Annotated in this window: 18 protein-coding genes and 1 tRNA gene; 7 read left to right on the top strand and 12 right to left on the bottom strand. The window is 66.0% G+C overall.

Going from position 1 to position 14,131, the window contains the following annotated elements; translation table 11 throughout:
* The first annotated feature begins 110 nt into the window (after positions 1-110).
* Positions 111-1,490, top strand: a complete 1,380-nt coding sequence (locus tag AB7C87_RS08520; protein WP_369729009.1) for an oxidoreductase — start codon at positions 111-113, stop codon at positions 1,488-1,490.
* A gap of 35 nt (positions 1,491-1,525) precedes the next feature.
* Here AB7C87_RS08520 and AB7C87_RS08525 read toward each other — a convergent pair whose 3' ends face one another.
* Positions 1,526-2,269, bottom strand: a complete 744-nt coding sequence (locus tag AB7C87_RS08525; RefSeq protein WP_369729010.1) for a rhodanese-like domain-containing protein — start codon at positions 2,267-2,269, stop codon at positions 1,526-1,528.
* Positions 2,270-2,400: 131 nt separating this feature from the next.
* Positions 2,401-2,473: transfer RNA gene (locus tag AB7C87_RS08530), tRNA-Gln, on the bottom strand.
* A 214-nt stretch (positions 2,474-2,687) separates the two neighbouring features.
* On the opposite strand from AB7C87_RS08530, the gene AB7C87_RS08535 reads away from it, so the two are divergent.
* Positions 2,688-3,278, top strand: coding sequence for an IMP cyclohydrolase (locus AB7C87_RS08535; RefSeq protein WP_369729011.1), 591 nt, complete (start codon positions 2,688-2,690; stop codon positions 3,276-3,278).
* 36 nt (positions 3,279-3,314) lie between these two features.
* Here AB7C87_RS08535 and arsN2 read toward each other — a convergent pair whose 3' ends face one another.
* Positions 3,315-3,758 carry an arsenic resistance N-acetyltransferase ArsN2 gene (gene arsN2 / locus AB7C87_RS08540; RefSeq protein ID WP_369729012.1) on the bottom strand — a complete coding sequence of 148 codons (444 nt, stop codon included), beginning with the start codon at positions 3,756-3,758 and terminating at the stop codon, positions 3,315-3,317.
* A 102-nt stretch (positions 3,759-3,860) separates the two neighbouring features.
* Between arsN2 and AB7C87_RS08545 the strand changes: the two genes are divergently transcribed.
* Both AB7C87_RS08545 and cysE read left to right on the top strand, forming a co-directional pair.
* Positions 3,861-4,529: a metallophosphoesterase family protein gene (locus AB7C87_RS08545; RefSeq protein ID WP_369729013.1), complete on the top strand. Its 669-nt coding sequence runs from the start codon at positions 3,861-3,863 to the stop codon at positions 4,527-4,529.
* Between the two features lie 213 nt (positions 4,530-4,742).
* Complete coding sequence (gene cysE, locus AB7C87_RS08550) at positions 4,743-5,255, top strand: serine O-acetyltransferase (protein WP_369729014.1); 513 nt, start codon at positions 4,743-4,745, stop codon at positions 5,253-5,255.
* Between the two features lie 165 nt (positions 5,256-5,420).
* On the opposite strand, the gene AB7C87_RS08555 is transcribed toward cysE, so the two are convergent.
* The 6 genes from AB7C87_RS08555 to larB all read right to left on the bottom strand — a co-directional run bounded on the left by AB7C87_RS08555 (position 5,421) and on the right by larB (position 9,418).
* On the bottom strand, positions 5,421-5,807 hold the full coding sequence (locus tag AB7C87_RS08555) for a hypothetical protein (protein WP_369729015.1): 387 nt from the start codon (positions 5,805-5,807) through the stop codon (positions 5,421-5,423).
* A gap of 90 nt (positions 5,808-5,897) precedes the next feature.
* The gene (locus AB7C87_RS08560) at positions 5,898-6,407 is read right to left on the bottom strand and encodes a methyltransferase family protein (RefSeq protein WP_369729016.1); all 510 of its coding nucleotides are present in this window, start codon (positions 6,405-6,407) and stop codon (positions 5,898-5,900) included.
* A gap of 141 nt (positions 6,408-6,548) precedes the next feature.
* Positions 6,549-7,940 (bottom strand): phosphohexomutase domain-containing protein, encoded by a 1,392-nt coding sequence (locus tag AB7C87_RS08565; RefSeq protein WP_369729017.1) that lies wholly within the window; start codon positions 7,938-7,940, stop codon positions 6,549-6,551.
* A gap of 84 nt (positions 7,941-8,024) precedes the next feature.
* Entirely contained in the window at positions 8,025-8,279 is a 255-nt protein-coding gene (locus AB7C87_RS08570) for a GIY-YIG nuclease family protein (protein WP_369729018.1), read from the bottom strand.
* Positions 8,280-8,372: 93 nt separating this feature from the next.
* Positions 8,373-8,522 carry a DUF7563 family protein gene (locus tag AB7C87_RS24210; protein WP_440590507.1) on the bottom strand — a complete coding sequence of 50 codons (150 nt, stop codon included), beginning with the start codon at positions 8,520-8,522 and terminating at the stop codon, positions 8,373-8,375.
* A gap of 128 nt (positions 8,523-8,650) precedes the next feature.
* Positions 8,651-9,418: a nickel pincer cofactor biosynthesis protein LarB gene (larB, locus tag AB7C87_RS08575; RefSeq protein ID WP_369729019.1), complete on the bottom strand. Its 768-nt coding sequence runs from the start codon at positions 9,416-9,418 to the stop codon at positions 8,651-8,653.
* Positions 9,419-9,667: 249 nt separating this feature from the next.
* Here larB and AB7C87_RS08580 point away from each other — a divergent pair, with 249 nt between their 5' ends.
* Positions 9,668-9,835 carry a DUF1931 family protein gene (locus AB7C87_RS08580; RefSeq protein ID WP_369729020.1) on the top strand — a complete coding sequence of 56 codons (168 nt, stop codon included), beginning with the start codon at positions 9,668-9,670 and terminating at the stop codon, positions 9,833-9,835.
* A gap of 163 nt (positions 9,836-9,998) precedes the next feature.
* Here the strand turns inward: AB7C87_RS08580 and fni are convergent, their stop codons facing one another.
* Positions 9,999-11,060 (bottom strand): type 2 isopentenyl-diphosphate Delta-isomerase, encoded by a 1,062-nt coding sequence (fni, locus tag AB7C87_RS08585; protein WP_369729021.1) that lies wholly within the window; start codon positions 11,058-11,060, stop codon positions 9,999-10,001.
* A gap of 139 nt (positions 11,061-11,199) precedes the next feature.
* Here fni and AB7C87_RS08590 point away from each other — a divergent pair, with 139 nt between their 5' ends.
* Positions 11,200-11,595, top strand: a complete 396-nt coding sequence (locus tag AB7C87_RS08590) for a hypothetical protein (RefSeq protein WP_369729022.1) — start codon at positions 11,200-11,202, stop codon at positions 11,593-11,595.
* Between the two features lie 243 nt (positions 11,596-11,838).
* On the opposite strand, the gene rpiA is transcribed toward AB7C87_RS08590, so the two are convergent.
* Both rpiA and AB7C87_RS08600 read right to left on the bottom strand, forming a co-directional pair.
* On the bottom strand, positions 11,839-12,546 hold the full coding sequence (rpiA, locus tag AB7C87_RS08595; protein WP_369729023.1) for a ribose-5-phosphate isomerase RpiA: 708 nt from the start codon (positions 12,544-12,546) through the stop codon (positions 11,839-11,841).
* Positions 12,547-12,652: 106 nt separating this feature from the next.
* Positions 12,653-13,426: an enoyl-CoA hydratase/isomerase family protein gene (locus AB7C87_RS08600; protein ID WP_369729024.1), complete on the bottom strand. Its 774-nt coding sequence runs from the start codon at positions 13,424-13,426 to the stop codon at positions 12,653-12,655.
* 143 nt (positions 13,427-13,569) lie between these two features.
* On the opposite strand from AB7C87_RS08600, the gene AB7C87_RS08605 reads away from it, so the two are divergent.
* Positions 13,570-14,106, top strand: a complete 537-nt coding sequence (locus AB7C87_RS08605) for a hypothetical protein (protein ID WP_369729025.1) — start codon at positions 13,570-13,572, stop codon at positions 14,104-14,106.
* Positions 14,107-14,131 lie beyond the last annotated feature (25 nt).

The raw sequence follows: 14,131 nt of genomic DNA on the forward strand, positions 1-14,131 counted from the left end.
TCGAACGAGCGGCCACCGGAAAGATGTACGGACGCTGGTATCGCAACCGACCCGATCGGCCGGGTCCATCCGGACGGCACGCTCTTGTACGCTCCCGTGATAGCCCGGATATGACCACGCTCGAGGAGCCGATCGAGATCGGCGGCGTTCGGGTACCGAACCGACTCTATCGAGCGCCGGTACTCGAGTGTGCGGGCAACGGGCCGGACGCCGTCGACACGCTGATCGACGACCTCGAGCCTACCGCGGCGTCAGGCGTCGGATTGCTCTGTCAGGGGGCGACGATCGTCACCGGCGAGGGGGGCTGTGCGGCGCCTGGAATGACCCGCGTCCACGATCCGTCGTTCGTCTCGCGACTGTCGCGGCTCACCGACCGAATTCACGACCACGGGAGCCGAATCTTCCTGCAACTCGAACACGGCGGCCTGCGGAGCATGGAAACCTGGCACGCCGAGTACCGCCGGGAACACCCCGATATCGGGCAACTCGCCGTCTCGAGACTGCCCTGGCAGTTGCGGCTGTTCGATCGCCTTTCGTTTCTCTCGTACGACCCACACGTCCTCTCGACCGACGAGGTGTACGACCTCGCCGCGGATTTTGGCCGCTCGGCGGCCTACGCCGTCGAGGCGGGCTACGACGGCATCCACCTCTCGGGGGCGAACATGGGGATCGTCCAGCAGTTCCTCTCACCATTCTACAATCGCCGGGACGACGAGTTCGGCGGCTCGCCCGAAGCCCGCCTCGAGTTTCTCGCGCTCGTCCACGACGAGATCAGGGACCGAGTCGGCGACGTCCCCCTGATGACCAAGGTTCCGGCGGAGACGCCCGCGCCGCCGTCGCCGATCGTCCGTCGGAAGCTCTCGCTCGCCGACGGCGTCGAGATCGCCCGGCGACTCGAGCGAGTCGGCTACGACGCCGTCGTTCCCGTTCGAACGTCGGTCGTCTGGGATATGAGCATCGTCCGCGGCGAGTATCCCGATCGCGCCTGGGCCAACGAAGCGCTTCGCGGGGAGTACGACGCGGCGTTCGGCGGCGCCAGTCGGCGGCGACTCGTCGCACTCGGCAACCGCCTCGAGTCCGTCGTCTACGACAGCGAGCCGGCGTGGAACGAGGAGTTCTGTCGGCGCGTCCGCGAACAGGTGTCGATCCCCGTCCTCGCGGAGGGCGGGATCCGCGAGCGCGGCGAGATGGATCGACTGCTCGGCTCGCGAGGAAGGGAGGTCGAATCGAACGAGGGTGACGCCCGCTCGAAGCCCGCCTGCGATATGGTCGGCATGGCCCGTCCGTTCTACGCCGAACCGCGACTCGGCGCGCGATTGCTCGAGGGAAGCGAGACCGGAGCCGTCGAATCCGACGAACGCGCCCTCTGTGAGAGCTGTAACAACTGTACGGTCCCCCAGGTGACCGGCGCACCGGGGATCTGTCGGACGCCCGCAGTCCTTCGAAAGCGCGGCGAACTCGAGCGCGAGGGGGGTTACGATCGACGCTGACCGACGATACGGGAAAGAGTGAACGATCGACAGCGTTAGGCCGTGATGACGTCGCTCGTCGCCTCCTCGAGGGTCAACTCTCGGGTGTACCCCGGCGTGTCCACCTCGAGTAAGGAGTCGTCGTCGACGTCGGTGAAGTGAAGGGTCAGTTCGTAGCTTCCATCGTCCTCGACCGCGCTGACCTCGCTTTGGTCGCTCTCGAGGGTCCGGACGGTGACGAACTCACCCGCGTGTTCGGGATCGGAGACGCCGCGAACGTCGTACGCGGCGAGGCTGTACGTCGCCTCGGTACCCTCGATCGGATACTGGTCCTCGACCCAGGCCTGGAGCCCTTCGTCGAGCGCGTAGACCTCCTCGTAGCCGTTGGCGATCAGCGTCGCCGCTCGCTGTCCAGCCAAGGTGTGTGGACAGACGCAGTAGGTGACGATTCGATCCTCCTCGGGCCAGGTAGCGACTGGATCGTTCGAGACGCCGTCCGGGGCACTGCTCAGGACGGAGCCGGTGATCCGAACCGCGTCGTATTGATCGCGACCGCGCGTATCGACCATCCTCGCTTCCTGGCGCTGATACCAGTAGACGACGTCCTCGAGGGGCGCGAGCGGGACGTCGATCCCGCCGAACGACTCCGTCTCGTAGGCGTCGGTGTCGATCGATCGTTCCCCCGGAGCGTCGTCCGGTTCTGGTCCGTACCCGTCGGAGCTATCGTTCCCGCCGAGACAGCCGGCGACAGCCGTTACGGCGGCGGCCGTTCCCGCGACGAGATACTGCCGTCGGTTCATTGGGAGCGAGTAGGTACGTCGTGCAAATAGGGGTTCTGGTGGCGGTGATCGGCGGAAGGATACCCCCTTCGTTTCAGGTGGAAAACGACAGGCGGCGCTGGAGAGTATGCTCGAGTCGAAACGAGGAGAAGTAGTCCATGCTGGATTCGAACCAGCGTCGAAGCCCCCAGAAGGCTTCAGGATTGGCCACTACCCTAATGGACTTGACATGTTCGCCGAGTTCTGCTTCGACGACGTACACACTCGTAGTTGTCGTTCGTATTAGAGTGTTACGAACTCGGTCGAAGTCACGGTGTTGGAGAGTCCTAGCGTTCCAGTCGGTGGCAGTTCGCACAGAGAACGACGCTGCGATCGAGTCCGACCGACACCTCGAGTGCGAACCGACACCCCTTTTCCCCTCTCACGCGGACTCCCGGGTATGTACGTCGGACGATTCGTCGTCGTCGGCCCGGACGTGGGCGCCTACCGCGTCTCCTCGAGGTCGTTCCCGAACCGAGAGATCACCGCTCGAGACGAGGCGCTGACGGTGGGTCCCACCGCGGACGCCCCGGAGACGGACAACCCCTACGTCTCCTACAACTGTCTGCGGACGGTCGAGACGCCCACGGGCGAGACGGTCGCGTTCGGAAACGGTTCGCACGTCGATCCGATCGCCGAGAAACTCGAGCTCGGCTACCCCGCTCGGGACGCCCTCGCGACGAGTCTGCTCGCGCTGGATTACGAGAAAGACGACTATGACACGCCCCGCATCGCCGCGACGATCGGCGACGACGGCGAGGCGCTGATCGCGACGGTCCGACGGGACGCGCTTCTCGTCGAACCGGTCGACGAGCCGACGCTGGTCGCGACCTACGAAAAGAACGCACCCGAACCGATCGAGTTCGACGCGGAGAGTGCATCGGAGGCCGCAAGCGACGCCTACGGACTCGAGTTCGAACACGCGGTCTGTGCGGCCGGCGTCGTTCGAACCGACGACGGCTTCGAGACCGCACTCGAGAACGGAGACTGACGAACGGCGATCCGTCCATCGTGGCCGGACCGCTCGTCAGAGCGATTTTCGCATGCACGTCGCCGTCGCCGGACAGAGCTCCGTGAACTCGGCAGTGTCTCGAATCGTCGCCGGGGCGTCGTTTCGGTCGACCACCCCGTAGCCGCGGGCCGCGAAGAACTCGGATGCGGTCGTCGTGAGCAGGTACAGCGTCTCGACGCCGTCGGCTCGCGCCTGTGCTTCCAGCGCCGTACAAAGCGCCGCTCCGAGCCCGTTTCCACGCGCTGGGCGTTCGACGACGACCGATCGCAACAGCCCGTCGGCTCCACGGGTTTCGATCCCGCCGATCCCGACCCGGTCGCCCTCCCGACGGGCGACGTAGAAGCTGTCCGGTTTCTCTCGTACGTCCGCCGACGGGAGGTCGTTCGCCTCGAGCAGGGCCTCGACGGACGGGAGCGTCCGATCGTCGACCGAGTGGAGCGTGAGGGAGGAATCACTCATGTGGGGTTCGACGACGCGAAACGGCTAATTCGTTGTCATTCCGTCAACGACGCGTCGATCGCTGGACAATCTACATACCGCTCGCGCCCCGTAGGTTCGAGCATGCGAGTCGGACTCATCTCCGACGTCCACGGTAATCGGGTCGCCCTCGAGACCGTCCTCACTGCGATGGCGCCGGTCGACGAGGTGTTGTGTGCCGGCGACGTCGTCGGCTACAATCCCTGGCCGGCGGCCTGTGTCGACGAACTCCGCGAGCGCGACGTTCCGACGGTGATGGGAAACCACGACGCGGCCGTCGCCGCGGAGACGCCGTTTCGGTTCAACGGGATGGCCCGGGCTGGCGTCGAGTACGCGAAACGGCACCTCTCCGAGGACCACCTCGAGTGGCTCGCCTCGCTTCCGGCCGAGCGACGCGAGTGTGACGGACGCGTCAAGCTCGTCCACGGGCACCCGGACGATCCAGACCGGTACACCCGCTATACGTATCCGCGGGAGTTCTCGCCGCGACTGCTCGAGGAGGAGGACGTACTGGTGCTCGGCCACACCCACGTTCAGGGCGCCAAACGCTACGCCGAAGGGATCGTCGTCAACCCCGGAAGCGTCGGCCAGCCCCGCGACGGCGATCCGCGAGCGGGGTACGCCGTCGTCGACCTCGAGGCGATGACGGTCGAAACCCACCGCGTCGAGTACGACGTCGAAGCGGTCCAGGAGGCGGTGGCGGAGACGGAGCTTCCCGAACGGATCGGGACCCGCCTCGCCCGCGGGAAGTAGCGACGCCGCGAGCGGCCGTCGCCAGCGCCACGAAACGTCCGTTTTATGCGTTCGCAGGGCTAGCCTCGAGCATGGAGCATCCAGGCGACACCGCGTGGACAGCCCGCAACCGACCGCGTCGCGTTGGGAGCCGGTGTTGCCGACCGCTCGCTCGCCCCTCGAGGAGTCAGCGCTCCGCCGCGTTCGATCACACCCACGGGAGATCCACGACGCATGCTCGGACGACTCCGTGAGGACACCCGGGCGATGTGCAAGCGCGACCCGGCGGCGCGACGCTGTCTCGAGGTCGCGATCTGTTATCCGGGCGTTCACGCCATCTGGGGCCACCGGATCGCACATCGCCTCTGGAACGCCGGCTTTCGGTTCGTCGCGAGGCTGTTCTCCCAGCTCGTCCGCCTGCTGACAGGGGTCGAGATCCACCCCGGCGCGACGATCGGGCGGCGCGTGACGATCGACCACGGGATGGGCGTCGTCATCGGCGAGACGGCCGAAGTCGGCGACGACGTCCACATGTACCACGGCGTCACGCTCGGCGGGGATACGAACGAGCCGGTAAAACGCCATCCGACGCTCGAGGACGGCGTCCAGATCGGCGCGAACGCGACGTTGCTCGGCGACATCACGATCGGCGAGAACGCCGCGGTCGGCGCCGGGTCGGTCGTCACCGGAGACGTCGACGCGGGGACGACCGTCGTGGGCGTTCCCGCGCGAGCGATCGGTGACTGATTCGATCAGGCGAATTCACCCGGTTGCTTGCGAAGCAGACGGACTCACCCGGTCGCTTGCGATCGACTCGAAGAGACCGTCGTAACTCAAGCATTGATGAAAGCAGACTCGCCTGTGCCCCGGCGCTACCGCGACCCGAAGCGATAGTGCCGATGAATCGCCGTGTCACTTCTCCTGGTCGTCGCGTACGGTCCCCTCGCTCCCCGGCGGAGAACCCTCCGCCGGAACGCCGTCGTCAGACTGGACATCGGCCGGGGATTCCTCGTCGTCGTCGACGGTTTCCGCACCGGGTTCGTCGGCCGGGTCGGGATCGGAAACGTATCCCAGTTCGAACCAGAGTTTCGCCGTGCAGTCGAACGCCTGTTCGTCGAGTTCAGTGTCGCCTTCCCGCTGGTCGAGATAGCCGTTGCACCGACCGCGATCGACCACGTTCGAGAGCGTCGCGGCCGATCCACACTCCGGACAGTCGATGTAGTAGTTTCCCTCCTCGTTCTGGTGCCACGCATCGGGCGAGAGTTCGGTGTAAGCCGCCTCCTCGTTGCGTCCGCTCATACTGGGTCGAACGACCTCCGGGCCGGTAAACGCGGCCCCGGAGTACGCAACCAGTCGCTCGATTCCGGAAAGATCGGTTTTTCGAACCGATCACCGAACGCGCGTTTTGGAGCGAACTCGAGGGAACCAGCGCGGAACTCGCTCGCAGTAGCGGTCGTACTCCTCGCCGTACGTCTCGACGAGGTGGGGTTCCTCGTACTCGAGGACGCGGCCGTGAAAGCCGATCCAACAGCCCGCGGCCCACCAGAGGGCCGAAACGGACCGATAGCGAAGCGCCTGGCCGATAGCGACCAACAGGACGCCGACGTACATGGGATTTCGGACGTGTGCGTAGATCCCCCCGGTGACCAGCTCCTCGGGCTCGTCGGTCGACGACGGCGTTCCTCGGCCCTCGATGACGAACTGCCACGCAGTGTGGGCGTACAATAGCGATCCGATAAGGACCGATACCGATCCCGCGGCCCGCGCAAGCGTCGAATCGACGGGAAGTTGTGGATGCGTTCGCCACCGCTGGAGCGCTCGAGGGATCGCGACCGCAACGGTATACGGGACGAGAAGCGTGAATACGACCGTCTTTGCGAAGGTTCGCGAGAGCGCCATACCCGGGCAACGACGCGGAAGCGCAAATACGTGGCCCCCGATGCCGGCCGCGTTGTACTCGCACGAACCGCCGAAAGTCAGTTCCGGCGTGACCTCAGGGCGGTCGCGGTTGCCGCCAGGCCGTCCGTACCGCAGTCGGTCTCAGACCAGCGATTCGAGCAGTCTCTCACCGAACTCGAGCAACTCGTCGACCCGGTCGCCGTCGGTCGCCTCGGCGTACACTCGCAAGACGGGTTCGGTGCCGCTGGGGCGGACGAGCACCCACGAACCGTCGGCCAGCTGGAGCTTGAAGCCGTCCGCGGTGTTGACGCCGTCGACGGCAGTTCTCGTGATGGCGTCGGGAATCTCGCCCTCGAGGTCCGCGACGACGCGGGCCTTCTCGTGGTCCGGGCAGGGAACGCTCGTCTTGTCCTGGACGACGGTCCCGTGTTCGGCGAGTAGTCGATCGACGCGGTCGTCGATCGGTTCGGCGGCGTGCATGGCGGCCGCGAGCAGGGCGATCAGGACGCCGTCTTTCTCGCGGACGTGACCCCGAACGGTGAAGCCGCCGGACTCCTCGCCGCCAACCAGGGCGTCGCCGTCGGCCATCGCCTCGGCGACCCACTTGAAGCCGACCGGTACCTCGCGGACGCTCTCCCCGTGGGCGGTGGCGACGCGGTCGATCAGGAACGTCGTCGAGACAGACCGAACCGCCGGACCCGAGTCGTCCTCGAGGAGGTAGTCGTACAACGCGGCGAAAAAGAGGTTCTCGTCGAGGAATCCGCGCTCGGGCGTGACGAGCGCGATTCGATCGGCGTCGCCGTCGTTGGCGATCCCGAGGTCGGGGCCACCCTCGTCGGTGACGACATCGGCAAGCTCCGTCAGGTTCTCCGCGGACGGTTCGGGCGCGCCGCCGCCGAACGTCGGATCGGACTCACAGCGCAACCGTTCCAGAGAGGCGCCGGCTCGCTCGAGCAGGGCGTCGGTGGTCCCGCGGCCGCTTCCGTGCATGGCGTCGTAGGCGACGGTGAGTCCGGAGAGGTCGACGTCGCCGGTGATCGACTCGACGAGTTCGACGGTGGCGTCGGCGTGCGGAGTGACGAGATCGACCTCGCGGACCGTGCCGTGTTCGCTCTCGGGAAGCGGGTCGGGTTCGGCGAGGCGCTCAGCGATGGCGTCGGTCACCTCGGGAAGCGCCGGCGCGCCGTCCGCCGGGATGAACTTCACGCCGTTGTACTCCGGCGGATTGTGCGAGGCCGTGACGGCCAGCCCCCCCGCGAGGTCGCGTTCGACGATGGCGTGGGCGACCAGCGGCGTCGGCCGATCCCGCTCGGGAAGCAAGACGTCGAACCCGTTGGTACAGAGGACTCGCGCCAGCTCTTCGGCGAACCCGCGGGAACTCTCGCGGGCGTCGTAGCCCACGACGACCGGTCCCTCGAGACCCTCGTCCGCGAGGTACGAGGAGACCGCCTGTCCGACCCTCCGGACCCGCGGCGTCGTGAACTCCTCGAGCGTCGCCCGCCAGCCGTCCGTGCCAAACGTAATGGCTCCCATACATGTGCGTCGTCGCCCGATGTAAAAAAGGCGACGCCAACGTGCACGGACGGAAAACGAATCCAGTCCGAGCCCGATCGGCGGTCACTCGAGGCCGACTAGCCGCTCTTTTGCCCCGCGACTCAGTTGCTTGATCTCGTACTCGCGGGACATCGCCTGCGAGCGCGAGTCGTACCGCTCGTGGTATCTGAGTTCGACCGGCGTCCGCCCGCGCGTGTACTTGGCGCCGTCGCCCGCGTCGTGTTCGGCGACGCGTCGCTGGAGGTCGGTCGTGTATCCGGTGTAGAAGGTTCCGTCGACGCACTCGAGGACGTAGACGACGTGCTCGCCTGCGGACATCGATCGATCGTACGAGGGAGGCGACGAAAAGCGTCCCGGCTACGCGTCGTGGTCTTCGAAAGGGGTCCGCCGGTAGCTCGATGCGTTTCTCGTCTACGTACCGCGGGCGCGCTCTTTGGCTACCTCCGCGATCCCTGCGTTCGCAGAGCAGCTGATACACGCGTGAATCTCGCCGTCCTCGTCGGCGAAAACGCGCGCGAAGCGTTCTGAGACGTGCGCGCCACAGTGATTACATTCGGGCATTGGGCACACCGGCTTGGGCCGGCATTCAATATTACCCGTCGAGTATTTAAAAACGCTTTCCCATACACTGTTTGGCGTTTGGGTAATCAAAGAATTTGTTTTCGATATCAGTACCTCGACGGAATCGTTCACTCACCGTTCGCTCGAGCATCGTCGATCGCCCGGGCGATCAGCGCCGCCTGGGCGCCCGCGACGAAGCCGGCGTCGACGTTGACGACCGACAACACCGTACAGGACTGAAGCATTCCGGCAAGCGCCGCCTCGCCATCGCCGCCGTGACCGTAGCCACTCGAGACCGGGACGGCGATCACCGGCGTATCGACCAGTCCGGCGATCACCGTCGGGAGAGCCCCTTCCCGACCGGCGGCGACGATCAGGACGTCCGCCTCGCGGAACCGGTCGACCTGATCGAGCGTCCGATCGAGCGCCGCGACGCCGACGTCGTCGACCCGATCGACCGTCGCCCCCGCATCGAGACAGACGACGTGTGCCTCGTCGGCGACCGGTTCGTCGACCGTCCCCGCCGTGACGAGCCCGATCGTCGCCTCGAGCGATGGCCCCTCCCAGCCAGGCGTTCGGACGAGGACCGCACCGGTTCTCCGGTCGATCGTCGTATTCGGGAAGGAATCGGCGAGTGCAGACTCGAGCGCCGCATACTGGCGATCGGAAACGCGGGTGAGCAACGCCCGATCTGTCGTCTCGAGAGCCGTCTCGGTGAGGGTGACGACCTGCTCGGAGGATTTGCCCTCGGCGAGGATCGCCTCGGGAATGCCACGCCGTTGCTCCCGAGCGGCGTCGAAGCGGCCCGCTTCGTTCGGTACGTACCCCCTGAGTTCCGCCTCCGCCTGTGCCGGCGACAGCGAGCCGTCTGCGACGGCGTCGAGGAGTTCGCGCATACAACCCCTCGGTGGTGAACGTACTCGAATCCGTCGACCCGAATCGGGGGATCGTTGGCGAGCGGACCCGAGGCGCGCGCGAGCGTATTTTTTCCGCTCGAGAGGGGTGTGATTCCGGTCAGCAATTCATCAAACATATACTTTCCGGTGGTGGAGCCCGACGAAACGGGCGAATCAACCGCTGTTTCACCGGTATCTCCCCCGATAACCAAAATGTTTATATGAGGTAAAGGGAAATCGATACATCGTATGGCAGACCTTATCGTCAAAGCCGCCGTGAAGGAAGCGCTCGATGACAAGAACGTCGCCTCGGACTTCTACGATGCACTCGACGAGGAAGTCGAGGAGCTCCTCGAAGACGCTGCCCGTCGAGCGGAAGCGAACGACCGCAAGACCGTCCAGCCGCGCGACCTGTAAGGGACGCCACTCGAGTGATTTTTTATCGACGCAACGTCAGGTAGTGACGGCTGAACTGATCGGGGCGTTAGTCCGTGCGATATGACGGCTGAACTGATCGAGGCGTTAGTCCGGACAATACGACGGACACCAATCGAAAACGGAAGTATCGACTCGGCGCCGATCAGTGATCTCGTTGCTCGAGGTACTCCTTCGTTCGGCCGACGACGACGTGATCGGCCGATCGAAGTTCGGGAACCGACGCCGAGCCAGTAACGAACATCGCCGTGCGAAGCTCCAGTGTGAGCGTCTCGATCAGGTCGACGACCGCGTCGGTTCCTCGACCCGCGGGCGAGAGAAACGGCTTCGCGAGTCCGCCCGCCCTCGCGCCGAGGGCGATCGCCTTCGCGACGTCGAGTCCGGATCGGACGCCCCCGCTTGCGATCACGCAGTCGTGTTCGCTCGCCGCCTCGAGCGTGCTGACCGCCGTAGGCACACCCCAGGCGCGGAACAGCCGGCCGATCGCCTCCTGGCGGTCGGCGCCGACGGCGGCGGCCCGGTAGGACTCGATTCCCGACCACGTCGTCCCACCTTGTCCGGCGACGTCGACCGCGTCGACGCCGGCGTCGGTGAGTCGTTTCGCGGTCGACCGCGAGATGCCGTTGCCCGTCTCCTTGACGACGACCGGCACCGACAGATCGGCGGCGACGCGTTCGATCTCGGTGAGACAGCCGCGTGCGTCGACGTCTCCCTCCGGCTGGACGGCCTCCTGTAGGAAGTTGAGGTGGATCGCCATCGCGTCGGCGTCGATCATCTCGACGGCGCATTCGACGTCCGAAACGTCGTACTCGAGCAACTGGGCCGCGCCGACGTTCCCGTAGAGAAAGGCATCGGGCGCGACGTCACGGACGACAGTGTAGGACTCGAGGAGCGCCTCGTCGTCGAGTTCGAGACCGGCGCGCTGGCTACCGACGCCCATCGCGACGTTCGTCTCCTGGGCGGCTTCGGCGAGCGCCCGGTTGATCTTCGTCGTGTTCGGGTGGCCACCGGTCATGCTCTCGATGACGATCGGAGCCGCCAGTTCGTGCCCGAGTAGCGTCGTCGTCGTATCGATCTCGTCTCGGTGGATCTCGGGAAGCGCCTCGTGGACGAGTTCGACGTCCGCGAACCCCGAACCGGACGTCTCGACGTCCTCTTCCTCGATGATTCGAATGTGATCGTCTTTCCTGTCGGATGTCTCGGGCATCGATCGTCTCGACCGAAGGTTATCACGAGGGGATAGAAAACCTGTCCATTCCGCCCGCTCGGTCGCCACAACCTCGTCCACCCCGGACCCAGTCGACTCGAGGTTTTTAACGGCTGTCGTCGAACGGTCGCTCGAGACGATGAGAAAACTCCTGATCGGGTTCGCACTGCTCGAGATCCTCGCGACGCGACGAATCGTCGACGCCGCCGAGCGCGTGGCGTTCGAAAACCCCGACGCCGGACGGCTCCATCCGTGGACGATTCCCGCTGCCAGAGTCGAAGGGATCGTCTTCTGCTGGGTCATCCTCCGGAACGGGGGCCTCGGACGGCTCCGCTCGCCGCTGGCCGCGCTCGGATTCGTCGTGGCCTTGCTTCCGCGGTCGGCGCTCGCGTTCGGTCTCGCGGTCGCCTACGAGAACGCCGACGATCTCGAGGTGAAGCCGTGGGTGGGGCCCGTCACCCGGTTGATCGGCGCCTGTTATCTCTCGATTGCCCTGCTGGCCGGCCGTGTGGACGCGCCGGGAGACGAGCAATGACCTCATCGCGTCACTGATACAGACTACTGTCAGTCATTGACGGTGCAACCGCGAGTCGTCCTGCGGTTGCACCGATAAATCGTTACAGCAGACCGTATGAGGTCGCTGGAACGGCCGCGATCGCCGGGGCGTCCGGGTGGTTCCGGCCACGGCCTCGCTATTCCCGATGGAATCGCCCTCGAGGAGAAAACAATGGCGACGAAAACAGCGGAGGCGCTGATCGGCGGTCAGTACGATCGGCGGTCAGTACTCGCGTACCTCGAGGCCGTCGTCGGTCCCCACGTAGGCCGCGTCGGCCATTCCGACGAACAGGCCGTGTTCGACCACGCCCGGCACGCTCGAGAGCCGCGTCGCCAACTCGTCGGGTGCGTCGATCTCGTCGAACGCACAGTCTAAAACGAGGTTTCCGTTGTCGGTGACGACCGGCCCGTCCTTGTGTGCGGCGTCTCGGAGCGTCGGCTCGCCGCCCATCGTCCGGACTTCGTCGGCGACGATCGTGCGGGCGTCGGGAATCACCTCGAGAGCCACGGGCTTCTCGAGGACGCCCGAGAGCTTCGAGGCGTCGGCGACGACGACGAACCGATCCGCCGTCGAGTCGATCATTTTCTCGCGCGTGTGCGCGGCGCCGCCACCTTTCAAGAGCGCCCCGTATCCCGGTGCGTCCGAATCGTCCGCGATCTGGTCGGCACCGTCGATCGCGAGGTCGATCCCGTCGACGGCCTCGAGACACGAAATCGGAATCCCCACCTCGAGTGCGAGCTGACGTGACTGAAACGACGTCGGTATCCCCCGGACCGCGAGACCGTCGTCTACCGCCCGGCCGATCGCCCGGATCGCGTGGGCGGCCGTCGAGCCGGTTCCGAGACCGACGACGTCACCGTCTTCGACCGCCGCCGCCGCCCGCTCACCGGCGCGGCGTTTCGCTCCGTCGGAACCACCCTCGGTCTTCATATAATCCTCACGCGAGCGGCGACGGGAAAAACGTTACCGAACGACGGACTCGCGTCCCGGCGCGTCGTCCGAACGCGAGCACACCCGTGGATTCGCCGTCGGCTCGTCACTCGAATTCGGGATCGCGATCCTCGAGGAACGCGTCGATCCCCTCTCGCTGGTCGTGAGTGCCGAAGAGGCCGGCGAACGCCCGTTTCTCGTAGTCGAGCCCGCTCGTCTGTGACCCCTCGTACCCCTGGTTGATCGACTCCTTGGCCGCCCGGAGGGCGACGGCCGGCTTCGCCGCGAGCCGCTTTGCGAGTTCGGTCGCGACGGTCTCGAGGTCGTCGTCGGGGACGACCTCGCCGACGAGTCCCGCCTCCGCCGCACTCTCGGCGTCGAGGCGCTCGCCGAGGAAGATCATCCGGCGTGCGGTCTCGTCGCCGACGACTCGCGGCAGTCGCTGGGTCGCACCCCAGCCGGGGATGATCCCCAGGTCGATCTCCGTGTTGCCGACGACCGCCGACTCGGCCGCGATCCGGAAATCACAGGCCAGCGCCATCTCACAGCCGCCACCGAACGCGTAGCCGTTTATCGCGGCGATCGTCGGCGCCGGAAACGACTCGAGGGCGTCGGCGACTTCGTGGCCGAGGTCGACCCACTCGCGGGCCTCCTCGACGGGGAGGTCCTGCATGTGTGCGATGTCGGCGCCCGCGATGAACGCGTCCTCGCCCGCGCCCGTGAGGACGAGCGCGCGGACGTCCTCCTCGGCGGCCTCGAACAGCGCGTCGATCATCGCCTCGAGCGTCTCTACGTTCAACGCGTTCAGCGCGTCCGGCCGGTCGATCGAAAGCGTTGCGACGTCGTCCTCGATCTCGAGTCGAACTGTCTCCCAGGACATACTGCATGGATCGACGGCCGTAGTACAAATGGATTCGGTCGATCGAAGCGAGTCGGTCGATCGAAACGGGATACGGACAGCGGTCCGTATCACGCCCCGAGAACGGGTCGGGAATATTTGCGAGAGCGCGTTGGACGGTCGGCATGAGCAACCGGTTTGCTCGCCAACGGCGGACGGTCCTCACCGGCGTCGCGACCGGAATCGCGGGCGTGGCGGCGGTCGGAGTCGGCGGTGCCGGCGCCGACGCAACTACGGGATCGACGCCGTCGAACGACGCGAGTATCGAAACGCCGAACGCAACAGAGGCGGACGAGACGACAGACGACTCGAGTGAGACCATGACAGTGAGAGACGCCATCGAGATTCGATTCGACCACTGCAAGCGGGTGCATATCGAGGGGACGCATCCGTCGTTCAGCCACGCGACCGTGCTCTCGTGGGAAGCGGACGTCGTAGAGCAGGGAGCGGTGGCCCAAGACCGGTGGACGACGGTCGACGACCTCCCGGCGACGGTGACGATACCGGGAGGGCCGAACGAACCCACCCCCGCGGCCCTGCGCGGGGTTCGGATCGCGACGCGAACGGGCGAGGAGTTTACCGAAGCCGCTCCCGGCAACTGTCGTGCGCTAGTCGAGCGGTACATCGAGGAACGCGACCGAGACAGCGATAGTCTCCACTGATACGGATTCCTGTAACGGTGTCCCG

The organism is Natrarchaeobius versutus, from assembly GCF_041205745.1.
Lineage (GTDB): Archaea > Halobacteriota > Halobacteria > Halobacteriales > Natrialbaceae > Natrarchaeobius > Natrarchaeobius versutus.

What these genes read in the sequence shown, in the direction of transcription:
- AB7C87_RS08590 (WP_369729022.1), top strand. Translation starts at nt 11,200, where the DNA reads ATGAGAAAACTCCTGATCGGGTTCGCACTGCTCGAGATCCTCGCGACG.
- AB7C87_RS08600 (WP_369729024.1), bottom strand. Translation starts at nt 13,426, where the DNA reads ATGTCCTGGGAGACAGTTCGACTCGAGATCGAGGACGACGTCGCAACG.
- AB7C87_RS08545 (WP_369729013.1), top strand. Translation starts at nt 3,861, where the DNA reads ATGCGAGTCGGACTCATCTCCGACGTCCACGGTAATCGGGTCGCCCTC.
- AB7C87_RS08525 (WP_369729010.1), bottom strand. Translation starts at nt 2,269, where the DNA reads ATGAACCGACGGCAGTATCTCGTCGCGGGAACGGCCGCCGCCGTAACG.
- arsN2 (WP_369729012.1), bottom strand. Translation starts at nt 3,758, where the DNA reads ATGAGTGATTCCTCCCTCACGCTCCACTCGGTCGACGATCGGACGCTC.
- AB7C87_RS08520 (WP_369729009.1), top strand. Translation starts at nt 111, where the DNA reads ATGACCACGCTCGAGGAGCCGATCGAGATCGGCGGCGTTCGGGTACCG.
- AB7C87_RS08580 (WP_369729020.1), top strand. Translation starts at nt 9,668, where the DNA reads ATGGCAGACCTTATCGTCAAAGCCGCCGTGAAGGAAGCGCTCGATGAC.
- AB7C87_RS24210 (WP_440590507.1), bottom strand. Translation starts at nt 8,522, where the DNA reads ATGCCCGAATGTAATCACTGTGGCGCGCACGTCTCAGAACGCTTCGCG.
- rpiA (WP_369729023.1), bottom strand. Translation starts at nt 12,546, where the DNA reads ATGAAGACCGAGGGTGGTTCCGACGGAGCGAAACGCCGCGCCGGTGAG.
- larB (WP_369729019.1), bottom strand. Translation starts at nt 9,418, where the DNA reads ATGCGCGAACTCCTCGACGCCGTCGCAGACGGCTCGCTGTCGCCGGCA.
- fni (WP_369729021.1), bottom strand. Translation starts at nt 11,060, where the DNA reads ATGCCCGAGACATCCGACAGGAAAGACGATCACATTCGAATCATCGAG.
- cysE (WP_369729014.1), top strand. Translation starts at nt 4,743, where the DNA reads ATGCTCGGACGACTCCGTGAGGACACCCGGGCGATGTGCAAGCGCGAC.
- AB7C87_RS08570 (WP_369729018.1), bottom strand. Translation starts at nt 8,279, where the DNA reads ATGTCCGCAGGCGAGCACGTCGTCTACGTCCTCGAGTGCGTCGACGGA.
- AB7C87_RS08605 (WP_369729025.1), top strand. Translation starts at nt 13,570, where the DNA reads ATGAGCAACCGGTTTGCTCGCCAACGGCGGACGGTCCTCACCGGCGTC.
- AB7C87_RS08565 (WP_369729017.1), bottom strand. Translation starts at nt 7,940, where the DNA reads ATGGGAGCCATTACGTTTGGCACGGACGGCTGGCGGGCGACGCTCGAG.
- AB7C87_RS08560 (WP_369729016.1), bottom strand. Translation starts at nt 6,407, where the DNA reads ATGGCGCTCTCGCGAACCTTCGCAAAGACGGTCGTATTCACGCTTCTC.
- AB7C87_RS08555 (WP_369729015.1), bottom strand. Translation starts at nt 5,807, where the DNA reads ATGAGCGGACGCAACGAGGAGGCGGCTTACACCGAACTCTCGCCCGAT.
- AB7C87_RS08535 (WP_369729011.1), top strand. Translation starts at nt 2,688, where the DNA reads ATGTACGTCGGACGATTCGTCGTCGTCGGCCCGGACGTGGGCGCCTAC.